15 protein-coding genes are annotated in these 14,866 nt (G+C 63.3%); all 15 read left to right on the top strand.

The window, feature by feature from the left end; translation table 11 throughout:
• The first annotated feature begins 192 nt into the window (after positions 1-192).
• The 15 genes from rpsM (at position 193) to H7828_RS04010 (ending at position 14,838) form a co-directional block, all read left to right on the top strand.
• A complete protein-coding gene (rpsM, locus tag H7828_RS04080; RefSeq protein ID WP_226779708.1) occupies positions 193-561 on the top strand; it encodes a 30S ribosomal protein S13 in 369 nt (122 codons plus the stop codon).
• A gap of 15 nt (positions 562-576) precedes the next feature.
• Entirely contained in the window at positions 577-963 is a 387-nt protein-coding gene (rpsK, locus tag H7828_RS04075) for a 30S ribosomal protein S11 (protein WP_226779707.1), read from the top strand.
• Between the two features lie 115 nt (positions 964-1,078).
• On the top strand, positions 1,079-2,095 hold the full coding sequence (locus tag H7828_RS04070) for a DNA-directed RNA polymerase subunit alpha (protein ID WP_226779706.1): 1,017 nt from the start codon (positions 1,079-1,081) through the stop codon (positions 2,093-2,095).
• 118 nt (positions 2,096-2,213) lie between these two features.
• Positions 2,214-2,624 (top strand): 50S ribosomal protein L17, encoded by a 411-nt coding sequence (gene rplQ, locus H7828_RS04065; protein WP_226779705.1) that lies wholly within the window; start codon positions 2,214-2,216, stop codon positions 2,622-2,624.
• 154 nt (positions 2,625-2,778) lie between these two features.
• The gene (locus tag H7828_RS04060) at positions 2,779-3,390 is read left to right on the top strand and encodes an autoinducer binding domain-containing protein (protein ID WP_226779704.1); all 612 of its coding nucleotides are present in this window, start codon (positions 2,779-2,781) and stop codon (positions 3,388-3,390) included.
• Between the two features lie 74 nt (positions 3,391-3,464).
• A complete protein-coding gene (locus H7828_RS04055) occupies positions 3,465-4,055 on the top strand; it encodes an acyl-homoserine-lactone synthase (protein ID WP_226779703.1) in 591 nt (196 codons plus the stop codon).
• Positions 4,056-4,209: 154 nt separating this feature from the next.
• Positions 4,210-5,532: a replication-associated recombination protein A gene (locus tag H7828_RS04050; protein WP_226779702.1), complete on the top strand. Its 1,323-nt coding sequence runs from the start codon at positions 4,210-4,212 to the stop codon at positions 5,530-5,532.
• A gap of 31 nt (positions 5,533-5,563) precedes the next feature.
• Positions 5,564-5,941, top strand: a complete 378-nt coding sequence (crcB, locus tag H7828_RS04045) for a fluoride efflux transporter CrcB (protein ID WP_226779701.1) — start codon at positions 5,564-5,566, stop codon at positions 5,939-5,941.
• Positions 5,938-6,984: an RluA family pseudouridine synthase gene (locus H7828_RS04040; RefSeq protein ID WP_226779700.1), complete on the top strand. Its 1,047-nt coding sequence runs from the start codon at positions 5,938-5,940 to the stop codon at positions 6,982-6,984. The genes crcB and H7828_RS04040 overlap by 4 nt, the downstream gene beginning before the upstream one ends.
• Positions 6,984-7,739: an ATP12 family chaperone protein gene (locus H7828_RS04035; RefSeq protein WP_226779699.1), complete on the top strand. Its 756-nt coding sequence runs from the start codon at positions 6,984-6,986 to the stop codon at positions 7,737-7,739. The genes H7828_RS04040 and H7828_RS04035 overlap by 1 nt, the downstream gene beginning before the upstream one ends.
• Positions 7,740-7,918: 179 nt before the next feature.
• A complete protein-coding gene (locus H7828_RS04030; protein ID WP_226779698.1) occupies positions 7,919-8,938 on the top strand; it encodes an amino acid ABC transporter substrate-binding protein in 1,020 nt (339 codons plus the stop codon).
• A gap of 127 nt (positions 8,939-9,065) precedes the next feature.
• Entirely contained in the window at positions 9,066-10,280 is a 1,215-nt protein-coding gene (locus H7828_RS04025; protein ID WP_226779697.1) for an amino acid ABC transporter permease, read from the top strand.
• A 27-nt stretch (positions 10,281-10,307) separates the two neighbouring features.
• On the top strand, positions 10,308-11,606 hold the full coding sequence (locus H7828_RS04020) for an amino acid ABC transporter permease (RefSeq protein ID WP_226779696.1): 1,299 nt from the start codon (positions 10,308-10,310) through the stop codon (positions 11,604-11,606).
• A gap of 15 nt (positions 11,607-11,621) precedes the next feature.
• Positions 11,622-12,416 carry an amino acid ABC transporter ATP-binding protein gene (locus tag H7828_RS04015; protein WP_281070681.1) on the top strand — a complete coding sequence of 265 codons (795 nt, stop codon included), beginning with the start codon at positions 11,622-11,624 and terminating at the stop codon, positions 12,414-12,416.
• A gap of 778 nt (positions 12,417-13,194) precedes the next feature.
• On the top strand, positions 13,195-14,838 hold the full coding sequence (locus tag H7828_RS04010; protein WP_226779695.1) for an AfsR/SARP family transcriptional regulator: 1,644 nt from the start codon (positions 13,195-13,197) through the stop codon (positions 14,836-14,838).
• Positions 14,839-14,866 lie beyond the last annotated feature (28 nt).

The raw sequence follows: 14,866 nt of genomic DNA, 5'->3' as shown, positions 1-14,866 counted from the left end.
GGCAGGGGGGTTGACCCTGCCGCGAATCCCTCGTAAGCCGCGCCATCCCGAAAGGGAATCGTAAGTTCCGGGGTCGCGCCCCGGACCCTACATCCAGATAATCGGTGCAGCCCGTGGCAGAAATCGCCTCGGGCTTGCGTTGTGAAAAAAGGGTCTGGCGCTACGGACCCGCAACGAAAAGGAAGATAGCACGTGGCACGTATTGCCGGCGTAAATATCCCGACTGCAAAGCGGGTTCCAATCGCCCTCACCTACATCACCGGAATCGGCCCCTCGTCCGCCCGTTCCATCTGCGAAGCGGTCGGCATCGACCTGACCCGTCGCGTCAACGAACTGTCCGACGCCGAAGTGCTGGCCATCCGCGAGCATATCGACGCCAACTTCACCGTCGAAGGCGACCTGCGCCGTGAGACGCAGATGAACGTCAAGCGCCTGATGGACCTCGGCTGCTACCGTGGCCTGCGCCACCGTCGCAACCTGCCCGTGCGCGGCCAGCGGACCCACACCAATGCGCGCACGCGCAAGGGCCCCGCAAAAGCCATCGCCGGCAAGAAGAAATAAGGGAGGACCTGACAAATGGCACGTGATCGTCGCGTTAAAAAGAAGGTCTCCAAGAACATCGCCGCTGGCGTTGCTCATGTGAATTCCTCGTTCAACAACACCAAGATCCTGATCTCCGATGTGCAGGGCAACGCCATTTCCTGGTCGTCGGCCGGCACCTGCGGGTTCAAGGGATCGCGTAAATCCACCCCCTATGCCGCACAGATGGCCGCCGAAGACGCGGGCAAGAAGGCACAGGAACACGGTGTGCGCACCCTGGAAGTCGAAGTGCAGGGCCCTGGTTCGGGCCGTGAGAGTGCGCTGCGCGCCCTGGCCGCCGTCGGCTTCAACATCACCTCGATCCGTGATGTGACCCCGATGGCCCACAACGGCTGCCGCCCGCCCAAGCGTCGTCGGGTCTGATCGAATTACGAAACCTGTGCAGGTCATGGTTCCCCGTGGCCTGCGCATGTCATTTTTACCTCGGGTTGTCTGTTGCCGGGGACATGGGCCGCAGACGTGAATTGAGGAGATACGCATGATCCACAAGAATTGGGCCGAGCTGATCAAGCCGACACAGCTGGTCGTCAAGCCCGGCAATGACCGGATGCGCCAGGCCACCGTGATCGCCGAACCGCTTGAGCGTGGCTTCGGCCTGACCCTTGGCAACGCGCTGCGCCGCATCCTGATGAGCTCGCTTCAGGGCGCCGCCATCACCAGCGTGCAGATCGACAACGTCCTGCATGAATTCTCGTCGGTGTCCGGTGTGCGTGAAGACGTGACCGACATCGTGCTGAACCTCAAGGGCGTCGCGATCAAGATGGAAGTCGAAGGCCCCAAGCGGGTGACGATTTCGGCCCGTGGCCCGCAGATCGTGACCGCCGGCGACATCTCCGAATCCAGCGGCATCGAGGTTCTGAACAAGGATCACGTGATCTGCCACCTGGACGATGGTGCCGATCTGTTCATCGAACTGACCGTCAACACCGGCAAGGGCTATGTCTCGGCCGACAAGAACCGCCCCGAGGATGCGCCCATCGGCCTGATGCCGATCGACGCCATCTATTCGCCGGTCAAGAAGGTGTCCTATGACGTGCAGCCCACCCGCGAGGGCCAGGTGCTGGACTATGACAAGCTGACCCTGAAGCTGGAAACCGACGGTTCGGTCACGCCCGACGATGCCGTGGCCTATGCCGCCCGCATCCTGCAGGACCAGCTGAGCATCTTCGTCAACTTCGACGAGCCGGAATCGGCCCGCACCGACAACGACGACGACGGGCTGGAGTTCAACCCGCTGCTGCTCAAGAAGGTTGACGAGCTTGAGCTGTCGGTCCGTTCGGCCAACTGCCTGAAGAACGACAACATCGTCTATATCGGCGATCTGATCCAGAAGACCGAGGCGGAAATGCTCCGCACCCCGAACTTCGGCCGCAAGTCCCTGAACGAGATCAAGGAAGTGCTGTCGGGCATGGGGCTGCACCTGGGCATGGATGTCGAGGAATGGCCGCCGGAAAACATCGAGGATCTGGCCAAGAAGTTCGAAGACCAGTTCTGAGTTCATCACCGCGGGGCAGGGTCTGCCTGCCCCGACGAAGACCCAGGGCAATCCCGCCCCAACAGAGCGCCGGACACGCATCCGGCTGCCGTACAAAGTACAAATAGGAGAAACGACAATGCGTCACGCACGGGGCTATCGCCGCCTGAACCGCACCCACGAACACCGCAAGGCGTTGTTCGCCAACATGGCCGGATCGCTGATCGAGCATGAGCAGATCAAGACGACCCTGCCCAAGGCGAAAGAGCTGAAGCGGATCATCGACAAGCTGATCACGCTGGGCAAGCGCGGCGATCTTCACGCCCGCCGCCAGGCCGCGTCGCAGCTGAAGCAGGATGCCTATGTCGCCAAGCTGTTCGACATCCTCGGCCCCCGCTATGCCGAGCGTCAGGGCGGTTACTGCCGGGTTCTGAAGGCCGGGTTCCGCTATGGTGACATGGCGCCCATGGCCATCATCGAGCTTGTGGACCGCGACCCCGACGCCAAGGGCGCCGGTGACCGCGCCAGGCTGGAAGCCGAAGAAAACTGATCCTGAAAAAGCCCCGGTTCGCCGGGGCTTTTTTTATGACCCTGCTAATCGCAGGATAACAAAAAAATTCCATTAATGGTTGTTCAAAAACAATTTTCTGCATCGTAGGGTTGCGGGGGTGTTCGTCTGACCCGTAACTTTGTAGGAAGACCGCATGTTCGAGCAGCGCGTTTTTGACAGGGAACTTGAAAAGCTGGATGGCTTTGCCGAAGCCGGCTATTTCCTGGCGCTTCATATCCGTTTCACCTCGCCTGTCATGATGTTCCAGACCTACGATCGCGCCTGGATCGATTATTATACCGAAAACGGTTTCGTGCTGCGTGATCCGATGACGGCCTGGTCCTTCAGCACCAGTGGCAGCACCCGCTGGAGCAACCGGCGAATCCCCGATCCCTTCGGCATCTTCAAGAAGGCCCGCGACTTCGGTCTGCGGTACGGCGCGACCTTTTCGCACGGCCCGATCAAGTCGCGTACCGTTTGCAGCATGGCGCGGGGGGATCGCGAATTCACCGATGCCGAAATCGCCCGAGTGGCGGCCCTGGTCGCCTCGCTGCATGACATGAGTGATCCGCTCCAGCGCCTGACCAAGGCCCAGACCCAGGCGTTGAAATGCATTGCCGATGGCATGCGTCAGGCGGCGGCGGCCGACAAGCTGGGGATCTCGGAAAGTGCGCTGAAACTGCGCCTTGCCTCGGCGCGTGAAAGGCTTCTGGCGCGCACCACCGCCGAGGCGATTCAGCGGGCCAAGGACAATAAACTACTTTAAGTATGTTAAACTTATGCGTTGTTCGCCCTTAGATGGAGTCGGGGATGTTCCCGGATTCTGTTTTGGAGGCTCAAATGCAGACCACGACTCTTTCTTTCGCCAATATCCACGCACATGGCGAACTTTTCGCCAACATGTTCCGCGCAAGGCGCCAGCTTTTCATCGAACACAACAAGTGGGATCTGCCCCAGGCGATGGGCATGGAATACGATCAATACGACACGCCTGCCAGCCGTTGGGTGGTGGTGCATGACGAATTGGGCCAGGTTCTGGCGGGCAACCGCCTTACCCCGACCACGGCGAAGTGCGGCATCTATTCCTACATGATCCGCGACGCACAGCGCGGATTGCTCGACACGATCCCCTCGTGCCTGCTTTATGACGAGGCACCGGTGGGCGAAACGGTCTGGGAAAGCAGCCGCCTGTTCGTGTCGCACAATGTGCCTGCCAACCGGCGGCGGGTGGTTCATGCGCGGCTGGTGTTCGAACTGGCCAAGGCCGCCCGCGATCTTGGTGCAACCAGTTGCCTGACCCTGCTGAACGCGAACTGGCCCCGCTGGGCAGGCCGTGTCGGCGTCGACATGACGGCCATGGGCCCGGTGATGGAGATCGAGGGTGTCAACAACCAGGTGGTTTCGATGAACTTCTCGGATCAGCTGCACTGACGGCCTTGCCCTGTGCGGCGGGATGATCGGGCGCCTCGTGGTCATCCTGTCGGGTTGATTCCCCCGGCGCGGCCCGCTTGCGGGTCGCGCGTTTTCCGGGGCGGGTGTACGGTTCGTTCTTTCGGCACCCGGCCCCAGGCCCTAGAATGGCGCCATGACCGATCTTTTCGCAAATGACGAACCCGCAGCCCAGACCACGGCACCCCGCCCCCTGGCCGACCGCCTGCGCCCCCGCGCCCTGTCCGAGGTGATCGGACAGCAGCAGGTGCTGGGCCCCGAGGGCCCGCTGGGCGTGATGCTGGCGTCGGGGTCGTTGTCGTCGCTGGTGTTCTGGGGGCCGCCCGGCGTGGGCAAGACCACCATCGCCCGGCTTCTGGCCGACGAGACGGATCTGCATTTCATCCAGATCAGCGCTATCTTCACCGGCGTTCCCGAATTGCGCAAGGTCTTCGAGGCGGCAAAGATGCGCCGCGCCAACGGCAAGGGAACGCTTCTTTTCGTCGACGAGATTCATCGCTTCAACAAGGCGCAGCAAGACGGGTTCCTGCCGCATATGGAGGATGGAACGATCCTGCTGGTGGGTGCGACCACGGAGAACCCGTCGTTCGAATTGAACGCCGCGCTTCTCAGCCGGGCGCAGGTTCTGGTTCTCACCCGGCTTTCGGACGAGGATCTTGAGCTGATGGCGCAGCGGGCCGAGGCCGAGCTGGGCAAGCCCCTGCCGCTGACGCCGGAGGCGCGGGTGGCGCTTCTGAACATGGCCGATGGCGACGGGCGCGCCCTGCTGAACCTGATCGAACAGGTGAACGCCTGGAAAACCACCGGTCCGCTGGACACCGACGCCCTGACTGCGCGCCTGATGAAGCGGGCGGCGAAATACGACAAGTCGGGGGACGAGCAATACAACCTGATTTCGGCCCTGCACAAATCGGTGCGCGGTTCCGATCCGGACGCGGCGCTTTACTGGCTGGCGCGGATGCTGGAGGGCGGCGAAGACCCGCGATACCTTGCGCGACGCATCCTGCGCATGGCGATCGAGGATATCGGCCTGGCCGACCCCGAGGCGCAGCAGATCTGCCTGTCGGCCTGGCAGGTGTTCGAACGGCTGGGCAGCCCCGAAGGCGAACTGGCCCTGGGGCAGGCGGTGACCTATCTTGCGCTCGCTCCGAAATCGAACGCCGGGTACAATGCCTACAAGGCGGCCCGGGTGTCGGCCAAGAAGACCGGCAGCGCCCCGCCCCCCAAGCACATCCTGAACGCGCCAACGTCGCTGATGAAGGATCAGGGCTATGGCGCCGGATACGCCTATGACCACGACGCCGAAGACGCGTTTTCCGGCCAGAACTATTTTCCCGACGGCATGAAGCGGGCGGCCTTCTACGCCCCGGTCGAACGCGGATTCGAACGCGACCTGAAAAAGCGGCTCGACTGGTTCGCCGGGCTTCGCGCGAAGCGGGCGGGCAGGGGCGACGGTTGACATCCCCCCGGTTCCGAAGGATGCAGCGGCGATGATGTCAACGGTTCTTCAGGTCGCCCTGGGCGGCGCCATCGGGGCTTCGGCCCGGTATCTGACCGGGGTTGCAGTGCTGCGCGCCTTTGGCCCCGGCTTTCCGCTGGCGGTTCTGCTGGCCAATGTCGTGGGGTCGTTCATCATGGGCGTCTTCGTGGTGTTCGCCGCGCAGAAATCACAGACCCACCTGGCGCCCTTCGTGATGACGGGGCTTCTGGGCGGCTTCACGACCTTTTCGGCATTTTCGCTGGAAACGGTCACATTGATCGAACGGGGACAGACGGGCAGCGCGGCCCTTTATGTCGTCCTGTCGGTCGGAGGCGCGGTTGGCGCGTTGTTTCTTGGAGTGCTGACAGCACGGGGGATATGGGCATGAGCGGCGTTCAGACTTTGACGGTGGGCGAGGACGAGGGCGATCAGCGGCTGGACCGTTGGTTCCGGCGCAAGTTTCCCCAGATCAGCCAGATCCAGATCGAGAAGATGTGCCGCAAGGGTGAAATCCGCGTCGATTCTGGCCGGGTGAAACCGGCGTCGCGGCTGGCGGTGGGGCAGGCGGTGCGCATTCCGCCCCTGCCCGAGGAACGTGGCCCGGCGGTTGATCGCACCACCGAGAAGATCTCGAAGGCCGATGCACAGATGATGCGCGGCTGCGTGATCTGGCAGGACGATCACATCATCGCCCTGAACAAGCCGCCCGGCCTGCCCACCCAGGGCGGCAGCAAGCAGACCCGCCATGTGGATGGCCTTTCGGCGGCGCTGCAGGGCGATGCCGAGGAAAAGCCGCGTCTGGTGCACCGGCTGGACAAGGACACCTCGGGCGTCCTTCTGCTGGCGCGCACCCGGATGGCGGCCAAGGGGCTGACCGAAGCGCTGCGCCATCGCGGCACCCGCAAGATATACTGGGCCGCCGTCGCCGGTGTGCCGCATCCGCGCATGGGAACGGTGAAATACGGGCTGATGAAGGCCCCGGGCCACGGGGCCAAGGGCGAGGCGGAAAAGATGATCTGCATCCACCCCGCCGAGGTGGACAAGACCGAGGGCGCAAAGCGCGCCACGACCGATTACGCCGTCCTTTCGGCCCTGGGCGGGCGCACCTCGTGGATGGCCCTGGTGCCGGTGACGGGGCGCACGCACCAGCTGCGCGCCCACATGGCCGAGATGGGGCATCCCATCATCGGCGATGGCAAATACGGTGGATCGGGTCAGGAAAACCTGGGCGATGGCTGGGGCGCGCAACTGGGTGGCGACATCAGCCGCAAGCTGCACCTGCACGCCCGGTCGCTGACCTTCCGCCACCCGGTCAGCGGCGCGATGATGACCGTGACCGCGCCCTTGCCCGACCACATGGCCCGCACCTTTGAACAGTTGGAGTGGGTGCCGGGCGATGTGCCTGCCGATCCCTTCGAGGAAGAAATCTGATGGCCGAATGGGGAACGAAACGATTCTGGAAGGCGGCCGCCGTGGTGCCCGAGGGCGAGGGTTTCGCGATCCAGCTTGACGGCCGCCCGGTGCGCACCCCGGCGCGCACGCTGGTGGTTCTGCCCTCGCGCGCCCTTGCCGATGCGGTGGCGGGGGAATGGCAGGCGCAGGGCGAAAGGATCAACCCGCTCTCGATGCCCAATACCCGCAGCGCCAATGCCGCGCTGGACAAGGTCGCGCCGCAGCGTCCGGTGGTCGAGTCGATGATCGCGGATTATGCCGGCACCGACCTGCTGTGCTATCGCGCGGTGGGGCCGCAGTCTCTGATCGAGCGGCAGGCCGAACGGTGGGATCCGCTGCTGGACTGGGTGCGTCGCGACCTGGGCGCGCGCCTTTTCGTGACCTCCGGCGTGATGCCTGTGGACCAGCCCCCCGAGGTGCTGGCGGCGCTGACCGGAACCATGGCCGCGATGTCGGATTTCGACATCACCGCCTTTCACGATCTGGTCAGCCTCTCGGGGTCTTTCATCCTTGGCCTGGCCGTGGCCCGGGGGCAGATCACGCCCGATGCGGGCTGGTCGCTGTCGCGCCTGGACGAGGAATGGCAGGCCGAACAATGGGGCCAGGACGAGGAAGCCGCCGAAAAGGCCGCGCTGAAACGGTCGGAATTCCTGCACGCGCATAATTTCATGCGCCTTTCAAATGGGCTGGAGGCCAATTCAGGGGTAGGGGAACAGCGAATTAACCATGGGTAAGCACCCGACTTTTTGATCGTATCTCGTTATCCCACCCTTGACCTTTCGTGATGAAAGACGCCACACTTGCCTCCGAGGGGCCGTGTCCAACATGGTTCCCGTCATAAAGAACGACGGTCCAGGGAGGACCGGATGAACCGCTTTTGTTGAGAAAGCGGGAAAATCAGGAAGAGGTAAAAATGAAAAAAACCGTGTTTCTCGGTGCGCTGACGGCCACCAGCCTGATCGCGGGCGCTGCTGCTGCTGCCACGTTGGATGACGTGAAGGCACGCGGCAAGCTGAACTGCGGCGTGACTACCGGCCTTGCCGGCTTCTCGGCCCCCGATGCGAACGGCCGCTGGGAAGGTTTCGACGTGGCCGTGTGCCGTGCCGTTGCCGCCGCTGTCCTGGGCGACCCGGAAGCCGTCGAATTCGTTTCGACCACCGGCAAGACCCGCTTTACCGCGCTGGCATCGGGCGAGATCGACCTGCTGGCCCGCAACACCACCTGGACCTTCAGCCGCGACACCGACCTCAAGTTCGATTTCGTCGGTGTGAACTACTATGACGGTCAGGGCTTCATCGTTCCCAAGGCGCTGGGTGTGACCTCGGCCAAGGATCTGGACGGCGCCACCGTCTGCATCCAGACCGGCAGCACCACCGAACTGAACCTTGCCGATTTCTTCCGCAAGAACGGCATGAGCTATGAGCCGGTGCCGATCGAAACCAACGCCGAAGCGATCCAGCAGTACACTGCCGGCGCCTGCGATACCTACACCACCGACGCCAGCGGTCTGGCCTCGACCCGCGCCACCTTCGAGACCCCGAGCGATCACGTGATCCTGCCCGAGATCATCTCGAAAGAGCCGCTGGGCCCGCTTGTCCGCCACGGCGACAACGACTGGGGTGACATCGCACGCTGGACGCTGAACGCGCTGATCGCCGCCGAAGAACTGGGCGTGACCAGTGCCAATGTCGCCGAAATGTCGGCCAGCGCCGGCACCAGCCCCGAGGTCAACCGCCTGCTGGGCACCGAGGGTGACCTGGGCGCGATGATCGGTCTTGACGCCGACTGGGCCGCCAAGGCGATTGCCGCCAACGGCAACTACGGCGAAATCTTCGAGAAAACCATCGGTGAGAACACGCCGATCGGCCTTGCGCGCGGTCTGAACGCGCAGTGGACCAACGGCGGGCTGCTGTACTCGCCGCCGTTCCGGTAAAATCCGATAACGGGCGGGCGTGGATGATCTCCACGCCCGTTTCGTTCAAGACAGTCCAAAACAAGTCCGGGCAGAACGAGCGGCAAAGCCGCCATACCAGAAACCGGACAGCCACAGGGATGGCACCATGTCAGCACTAACCGACCCGCACAGGGAATCGTTCCGGCTTTCCATGCTGTTGAGCGACACCCGTTACCGATCCTACACCTTCCAGGGCATCGCCCTTGCGTTCCTGATCGCCGTCATGGCGTTTCTCGGCGCCAACCTGCTCAGCAATCTTGCGGCGCAGGGGCTGGATATCTCTTATGAATTCCTCGGCTCGCCATCGGGCTATGACATCAACCAGCGACCGATCGAATACGACAGTCAAAGCACCCATTTGCGCGCCTCGGTCGTCGGCATCCTGAACACCCTCATCGTTGCGGTGCTGGCCTGTGTGTCGGCCACCGTGATCGGCGTGTTTGCGGGGGTTCTGCGCCTGTCCAACAACTGGCTGGTGCGCAAGATCATGGCGATCTACGTCGAGGCCTTCCGCAACGTTCCGGTGCTGATCTGGATCCTCATCATCTTCTCGATCATGACGGTCAGCCTGCCTGCCCCCAGCGCATTCCGTGGTGAAGACCCGGATTCGTCGCTGTTGTTCGGCGCCTTCGCCTTTACCAACCGGGGCGTCTATATTCCCGCGCCCATCATGGGGCCAGGGGCATGGTTCGTCATCGGGGCCTTCATTGCTTCGATCATCGGGATCATCGCGTTGCGCCGCCATGCGGTGAAGGTGCTTTACGACAGCGGCAAGGTGGTCAAGACCTTCTGGCCCTCGGTGGCGCTGTTCTTCCTGCCCACGCTGATCGTGTTCTTCCTGCTGGGCCGCCCCATCGGGCTGGATCTTCCGGCGCTCAAGGGGTTCAACTTCCAGGGCGGCATCCAGCTTCGCGGCTCGCTCATCGCGCTGTGGTTCGCGCTGTCGATCTATACCGGCGCCTTCATCGCCGAGAACGTCCGCGCCGGCATCCAGGCCATCTCCAGGGGCCAGTCCGAAGCGGCCGCCGCGCTTGGCCTGCGGCCCCGGCGGATCATGAACCTCGTCGTTCTGCCTCAGGCGCTGCGGGTCATCATCCCGCCACTGGTGTCGCACTACCTGAACATCACCAAGAACTCGTCGCTGGCGATCGCGGTGGGCTACATGGATGTGACCGGCACATTGGGGGGGATCACCCTGAACCAGACGGGCCGCGCCATCGAATGCGTGCTGCTGCTGATGCTGTTCTATCTTGTCATCAGCCTGAGCATTTCGACCGCGATGAACATCTACAACAACTCCGTCAAGCTGAGGGAGCGGTAATATGGTCGGTTCGAAGGAGCGCAGGTCATGAGTGACAGCCACGCACAATCCGTCGCCTTTGTCCGCGACACCGTTATCCCCGAATCCCCGCCACCGGCGCTGGAAACCGGGGTCGTCAAATGGATGCGCAGCAACCTGTTCTCGGGCTGGTTCAACACGCTTCTCACCCTCGCGGCGATCTGGTTCGTCTTCATGGTCCTGTCCGTGGTGGTGCCCTGGTTCGCCAACGGCGTGTGGGAGGCATCGGACATCCGCCAGTGCCGCGAGATCATGGCAGGGTCGGGGGGCGGCTGTTTCGCCGTGATCGCCGACCGCTGGCAGCAACTTCTCTTCGGGTTCAAATACCCGTCCGAGGAATACTGGCGCCCGACGCTGGCCTTCGTGCTGCTGTTCATCGCCATCGCGCCGCTGCTGTTCTCGAAGATGTTCCCGCGCTGGATGCTGGTGCTGACGGCGCTTTACCCCTTCGTTGCCTATTACCTGATCTGGGGCGGCACGATCCTTGCGCCGCTGGTGGCGCTGCTTGGCTTCGTTGCCGGGTACTTCGCCTATGCCCGTGTCGTGCGCCGTTCGTTCGCCGGTGCGGCTGCGGCCGGTGTGGTGGTGGCCGTGGTGGTCTGGACGCTTGGCGGATACGTTTCCGCCGCCGCACCCGGTTTCATGGCGTTCGAGCCTGTGGCCAGCCGTGAAATGGGGGGGTTCATGCTGAACCTGATCCTTGGCGTTGTCTGTGTTTCGCTGTCGCTGCCGCTGGGCATCCTTCTGGCGCTGGGGCGGCAAAGCAACCTGCCGGTGGTCAAGGGCATCTGCGTGGTCTTCATCGAATTCATCCGTGGCGTGCCGCTGATCACGCTGCTGTTCGTGGCGAACGTGGTTCTGGCCTATTTCCTGCCGCCGGGCACCAACTTTGACCTGATCGTGCGGGTGATCATCATGATCACCATGTTCGCCAGCGCCTATATCGCCGAGGTGATCCGCGGCGGCCTGGCCGCCCTGCCCAAGGGGCAGTACGAGGGCGCCGAAAGCCTGGGTCTGGATTACGCGCAATCCATGCGCCTGATCATCCTGCCCCAGGCGCTGAAGATCTCGATCCCGGGCATCGTGAACGTGGCGGTGGGCCTGTTCAAGGATACCACTCTCGTCTCGATCATCTCGATGTTCGACCTTGTGGGCATGATCCGCGGGCCGATCCTGGCCAGCACCGACTGGAACGGTGTCTACTGGGAACTGCTCGGCCTTGCCGCGCTGCTGTTCTTCGTCGTCTGTTATGGCATTTCGCAATATTCGCAATGGCTGGAGCGTCAGCTTCAGACCGATCACCGTTAAGGAAGGGACTGGCACATGACCATGACCGACAACGCCGCCGCCAACCCCAGCCCCGCGCAGATGAAAGTCAGCGACGAGGTCGCGATCTCGATCGAGAACATGAACAAGTGGTACGGCACGTTCCACGTTCTGCGCGACATCGACCTGACCGTCTATCGCGGCGAGCGGATCGTCATCTGCGGGCCCTCAGGGTCGGGCAAATCGACGCTGATCCGCTGCATCAATGCGCTGGAGGAGCATCAGGCCGGCAAGATCACCGTCGACGGCACCGTCCTGTCGTCGGACCTCAAGAACATCGACAAGATCCGCTCGGAAGTCGGGATGTGCTTTCAGCACTTCAACCTGTTCCCGCATCTGACGATTCTCGAGAACTGCACGCTGGCCCCGATCTGGGTGCGCAAGACGCCCAAGAAAGAGGCCGAGGAAACGGCGATGCATTTCCTCAACAAGGTGAAGATCCCCGAACAGGCCGACAAGTACCCCGGCCAGCTTTCGGGCGGTCAGCAGCAGCGTGTGGCGATCGCCCGGTCGCTGTGCATGCAGCCGCGCATCATGCTGTTCGACGAACCCACCTCGGCCCTTGACCCCGAGATGATCAAGGAGGTGCTGGACACCATGATCGAGCTTGCGGAAGAAGGCATGACGATGCTCTGCGTCACCCACGAGATGGGCTTTGCCCGTCAGGTCGCCAACCGCGTGATCTTCATGGACCAGGGCCAGATCGTGGAGCAGAACGAACCCGAAGAGTTCTTCCTGCATCCCAAGTCGGACCGCACCAAGCTGTTCCTGAGCCAGATCCTGGGCCATTAAGCGACACGCCGGGTCCGGCGGTGAAAATGACGGCGCCATCCCGATAGGGGTGGCGCCATTTTGCTTCCGGGGACATCGAGTGTAAAAAATAAAATGAGCCTTTACCATTACTTGCGCGAAGATGCCCCGGCATTCAGCAGATTCGTCAACACTTGCTGACGAATCGTTAACGGGGGCCGTGCAGGGTGGTGTCATCGAAGGTTCGTAACTTGGAAAGAACAACGATGACCGCGGCGGCCCGTTCCAAAACCAATAGTCGCCGCATCCGTCATCTGCTTTCCTCTCGGGTCTTCGGTTTCCCTGTGGGGCTTGCTGCTTGGCGGTCTCGCATTTGTCCTGAGGGTGGCCTGCCTGTTCCAATCCGGCAGGTGAACCCACGGATTGATCGGAACGTCCGATTACGCGGGCGATACGGCCTTCAGGCCGGTTTCCGGTGCTCTGGCTGCCCGTCCCGGTGGGGCGGGCAGCCAACACAGGCCTGCTGCAGGCCCAACCCACTGCGCGTGCTTTGCTTTCCCGGGCAAAGTGGCCCGCGGTGACTGCACTTGCAGGCCAGAACAACTGGTATCCTGCTCAGGTACTCCCTGCCGCAGTGTTCGTTAACGGGCCGGATGCCGGTTGTTCCCCTGATCCTCTGCCCTGCCAGCTTGCGCTGACCTCAACTCCTGCTAAGGTTTTCAAGGGTCTGTACGGAACGCGGACCCTGACAGACAGGGATGGGACGGGCGTTTTGACAGCGCAACCGCAGAATATGCCGCGGCGCGCAACCGTTGGGCAGGTGCAACTTGTCGGTCCGCTGCGGGTGCGCACGGCCGACGGGCGCGATTGCACGCCCGGAGGTTCCCTGCGCAAGGCCATGTTCGCGGTGCTTGCCCTGTCCGACAGGGGCAGCCGGTCGCGCATTGCCCTTCAGGAAATGCTCTGGGCCGACCGTTGCCCCGAAAAGGCCGCCGGATCGTTCCGCACCGCGCTTTCGGTGCTGCGGCGTGAACTGGCCCCGTTGGGCGATGACATCCTGCGCGTCGACACCCACAGCGTGACCCTGGATCGCGCACGCCTTTCCATCGACGTCGATCAATACCGCAGCGGTGCCGCCGCCCTGCCGCCCTCGGATCGGGGGCTGGACCTTCTGGAGGGGCTGGACGCCGGCGGCGGCGGGCGCGAGGATTTCGAGGACTGGCTGCGCGGCGAACGCAGCGCCTGGGCCGACTTCGTCGATCTGGTGCCCGCCGTCATTGCCGCCCCGTCACCCCGCCCCGTCACCGCCCGCAAGGGTCTGGGGCTGTTGACGGTGGTGGGCGACGGGCTGTGTTCCGACCTGGAACAGCGGTGCGACGAGGTGCTGGATTTCATCGGCGCCGAGGCGCGGGTGCTGTGCGATACCGATATCTACGATCACCGCGATGGCCACAGCCGCAGCTTTCCCGACACCGCCGGGAATGGCCCGGCGCATCTTCTGCAGCTGCATGTGCGGCCCTCGGGGCAGGGGGCCTATCTGACGCTGAAGGTGATCGAGACGGCCACGCGCCGCTCGCTCTGGAACCAGCGGCTGGAATGCGATGACGCCCGGATGCTGAACCTGCACCACCCGCAGATGGCCGATTTCGTCTCGCGTGCCATCGAACAGCTGGCCAATTCGATCCTGCCCGCCACCGACCCGACGGCGACGGCCCCCCATGCGCCCTATCAGTCGCTCAACATGATGTTCAGCCTGTCACCCGCAACGCTCGATCTTGCCGACAGCCTGCTGCGCAACGCCTGGAGCGAAACCCGTGATCCGGTTCACCTGGGCCTTCTGTCCTATCTCGATACCTTCCGGGTGGGCGAAAGCTGGGGGCGGAAGGTGGGCGTGCACCACGATACCGTCGACCTGGCCCGCGAAGGGCTGTCGCGCGGGGCCTTCAACGGGCTTTACCTGACGACGGCCGGCTATGCCCTGTTCTACCTGACCGACGACAATGAACTGGCCGCCGACCTGCTGACCCGCGCGGTCGAGGTGGCGCCCGCCCAGGCGCTGGCCTGGGATCACCTGGCGCTGTTCTGGCACACCCAGGGCGAAAGGGCCAAGGCGCGCCATGCGGCCGAACGGGCGGTGGCCCTGGGCCGATTCAGCCCGTTGCGCTATGCCTATGACACCACGCTGTCGATGGTCGCCCATGCCGAGGGCGATTTTCAAAGCGCCATCACCTATGGCCGCCGCGCCCTGGCCCGCAAACCCGAATTCTCGTCGGCGCTGCGCTATGTCACCGCCGGGCTGGGCCTTCTGGGCCGCCGGGACGAGGCCGAGGCGATGGCGGCGCGCATTCTCAGCATCGACCCGACATTCACCGCCCGGCGCATGACCCAGGGCATGATCAAGATGGTTGACCGCGAACCGGCCGATGCCCTGCAACGGGGGCTGATCCTGGCGGGGCTGACATAGACAGGAACCGAGGAAGAGGGACAAAAGC

This window comes from Oceaniglobus trochenteri (assembly GCF_020529025.1).
GTDB lineage: Bacteria > Pseudomonadota > Alphaproteobacteria > Rhodobacterales > Rhodobacteraceae > Oceaniglobus > Oceaniglobus trochenteri.
The sequence above is the reverse complement of the archived record's forward strand: the minus strand, read 5'-3'. Positions and strand labels throughout refer to the sequence as shown.

What these genes read in the sequence shown, in the direction of transcription:
- rpsK (WP_226779707.1), top strand. Translation starts at nt 577, where the DNA reads ATGGCACGTGATCGTCGCGTTAAAAAGAAGGTCTCCAAGAACATCGCC.
- H7828_RS04070 (WP_226779706.1), top strand. Translation starts at nt 1,079, where the DNA reads ATGATCCACAAGAATTGGGCCGAGCTGATCAAGCCGACACAGCTGGTC.
- rplQ (WP_226779705.1), top strand. Translation starts at nt 2,214, where the DNA reads ATGCGTCACGCACGGGGCTATCGCCGCCTGAACCGCACCCACGAACAC.
- H7828_RS04060 (WP_226779704.1), top strand. Translation starts at nt 2,779, where the DNA reads ATGTTCGAGCAGCGCGTTTTTGACAGGGAACTTGAAAAGCTGGATGGC.
- H7828_RS04055 (WP_226779703.1), top strand. Translation starts at nt 3,465, where the DNA reads ATGCAGACCACGACTCTTTCTTTCGCCAATATCCACGCACATGGCGAA.
- H7828_RS04050 (WP_226779702.1), top strand. Translation starts at nt 4,210, where the DNA reads ATGACCGATCTTTTCGCAAATGACGAACCCGCAGCCCAGACCACGGCA.
- crcB (WP_226779701.1), top strand. Translation starts at nt 5,564, where the DNA reads ATGATGTCAACGGTTCTTCAGGTCGCCCTGGGCGGCGCCATCGGGGCT.
- H7828_RS04040 (WP_226779700.1), top strand. Translation starts at nt 5,938, where the DNA reads ATGAGCGGCGTTCAGACTTTGACGGTGGGCGAGGACGAGGGCGATCAG.
- H7828_RS04035 (WP_226779699.1), top strand. Translation starts at nt 6,984, where the DNA reads ATGGCCGAATGGGGAACGAAACGATTCTGGAAGGCGGCCGCCGTGGTG.
- H7828_RS04030 (WP_226779698.1), top strand. Translation starts at nt 7,919, where the DNA reads ATGAAAAAAACCGTGTTTCTCGGTGCGCTGACGGCCACCAGCCTGATC.
- H7828_RS04025 (WP_226779697.1), top strand. Translation starts at nt 9,066, where the DNA reads ATGTCAGCACTAACCGACCCGCACAGGGAATCGTTCCGGCTTTCCATG.
- H7828_RS04020 (WP_226779696.1), top strand. Translation starts at nt 10,308, where the DNA reads ATGAGTGACAGCCACGCACAATCCGTCGCCTTTGTCCGCGACACCGTT.
- H7828_RS04015 (WP_281070681.1), top strand. Translation starts at nt 11,622, where the DNA reads ATGACCATGACCGACAACGCCGCCGCCAACCCCAGCCCCGCGCAGATG.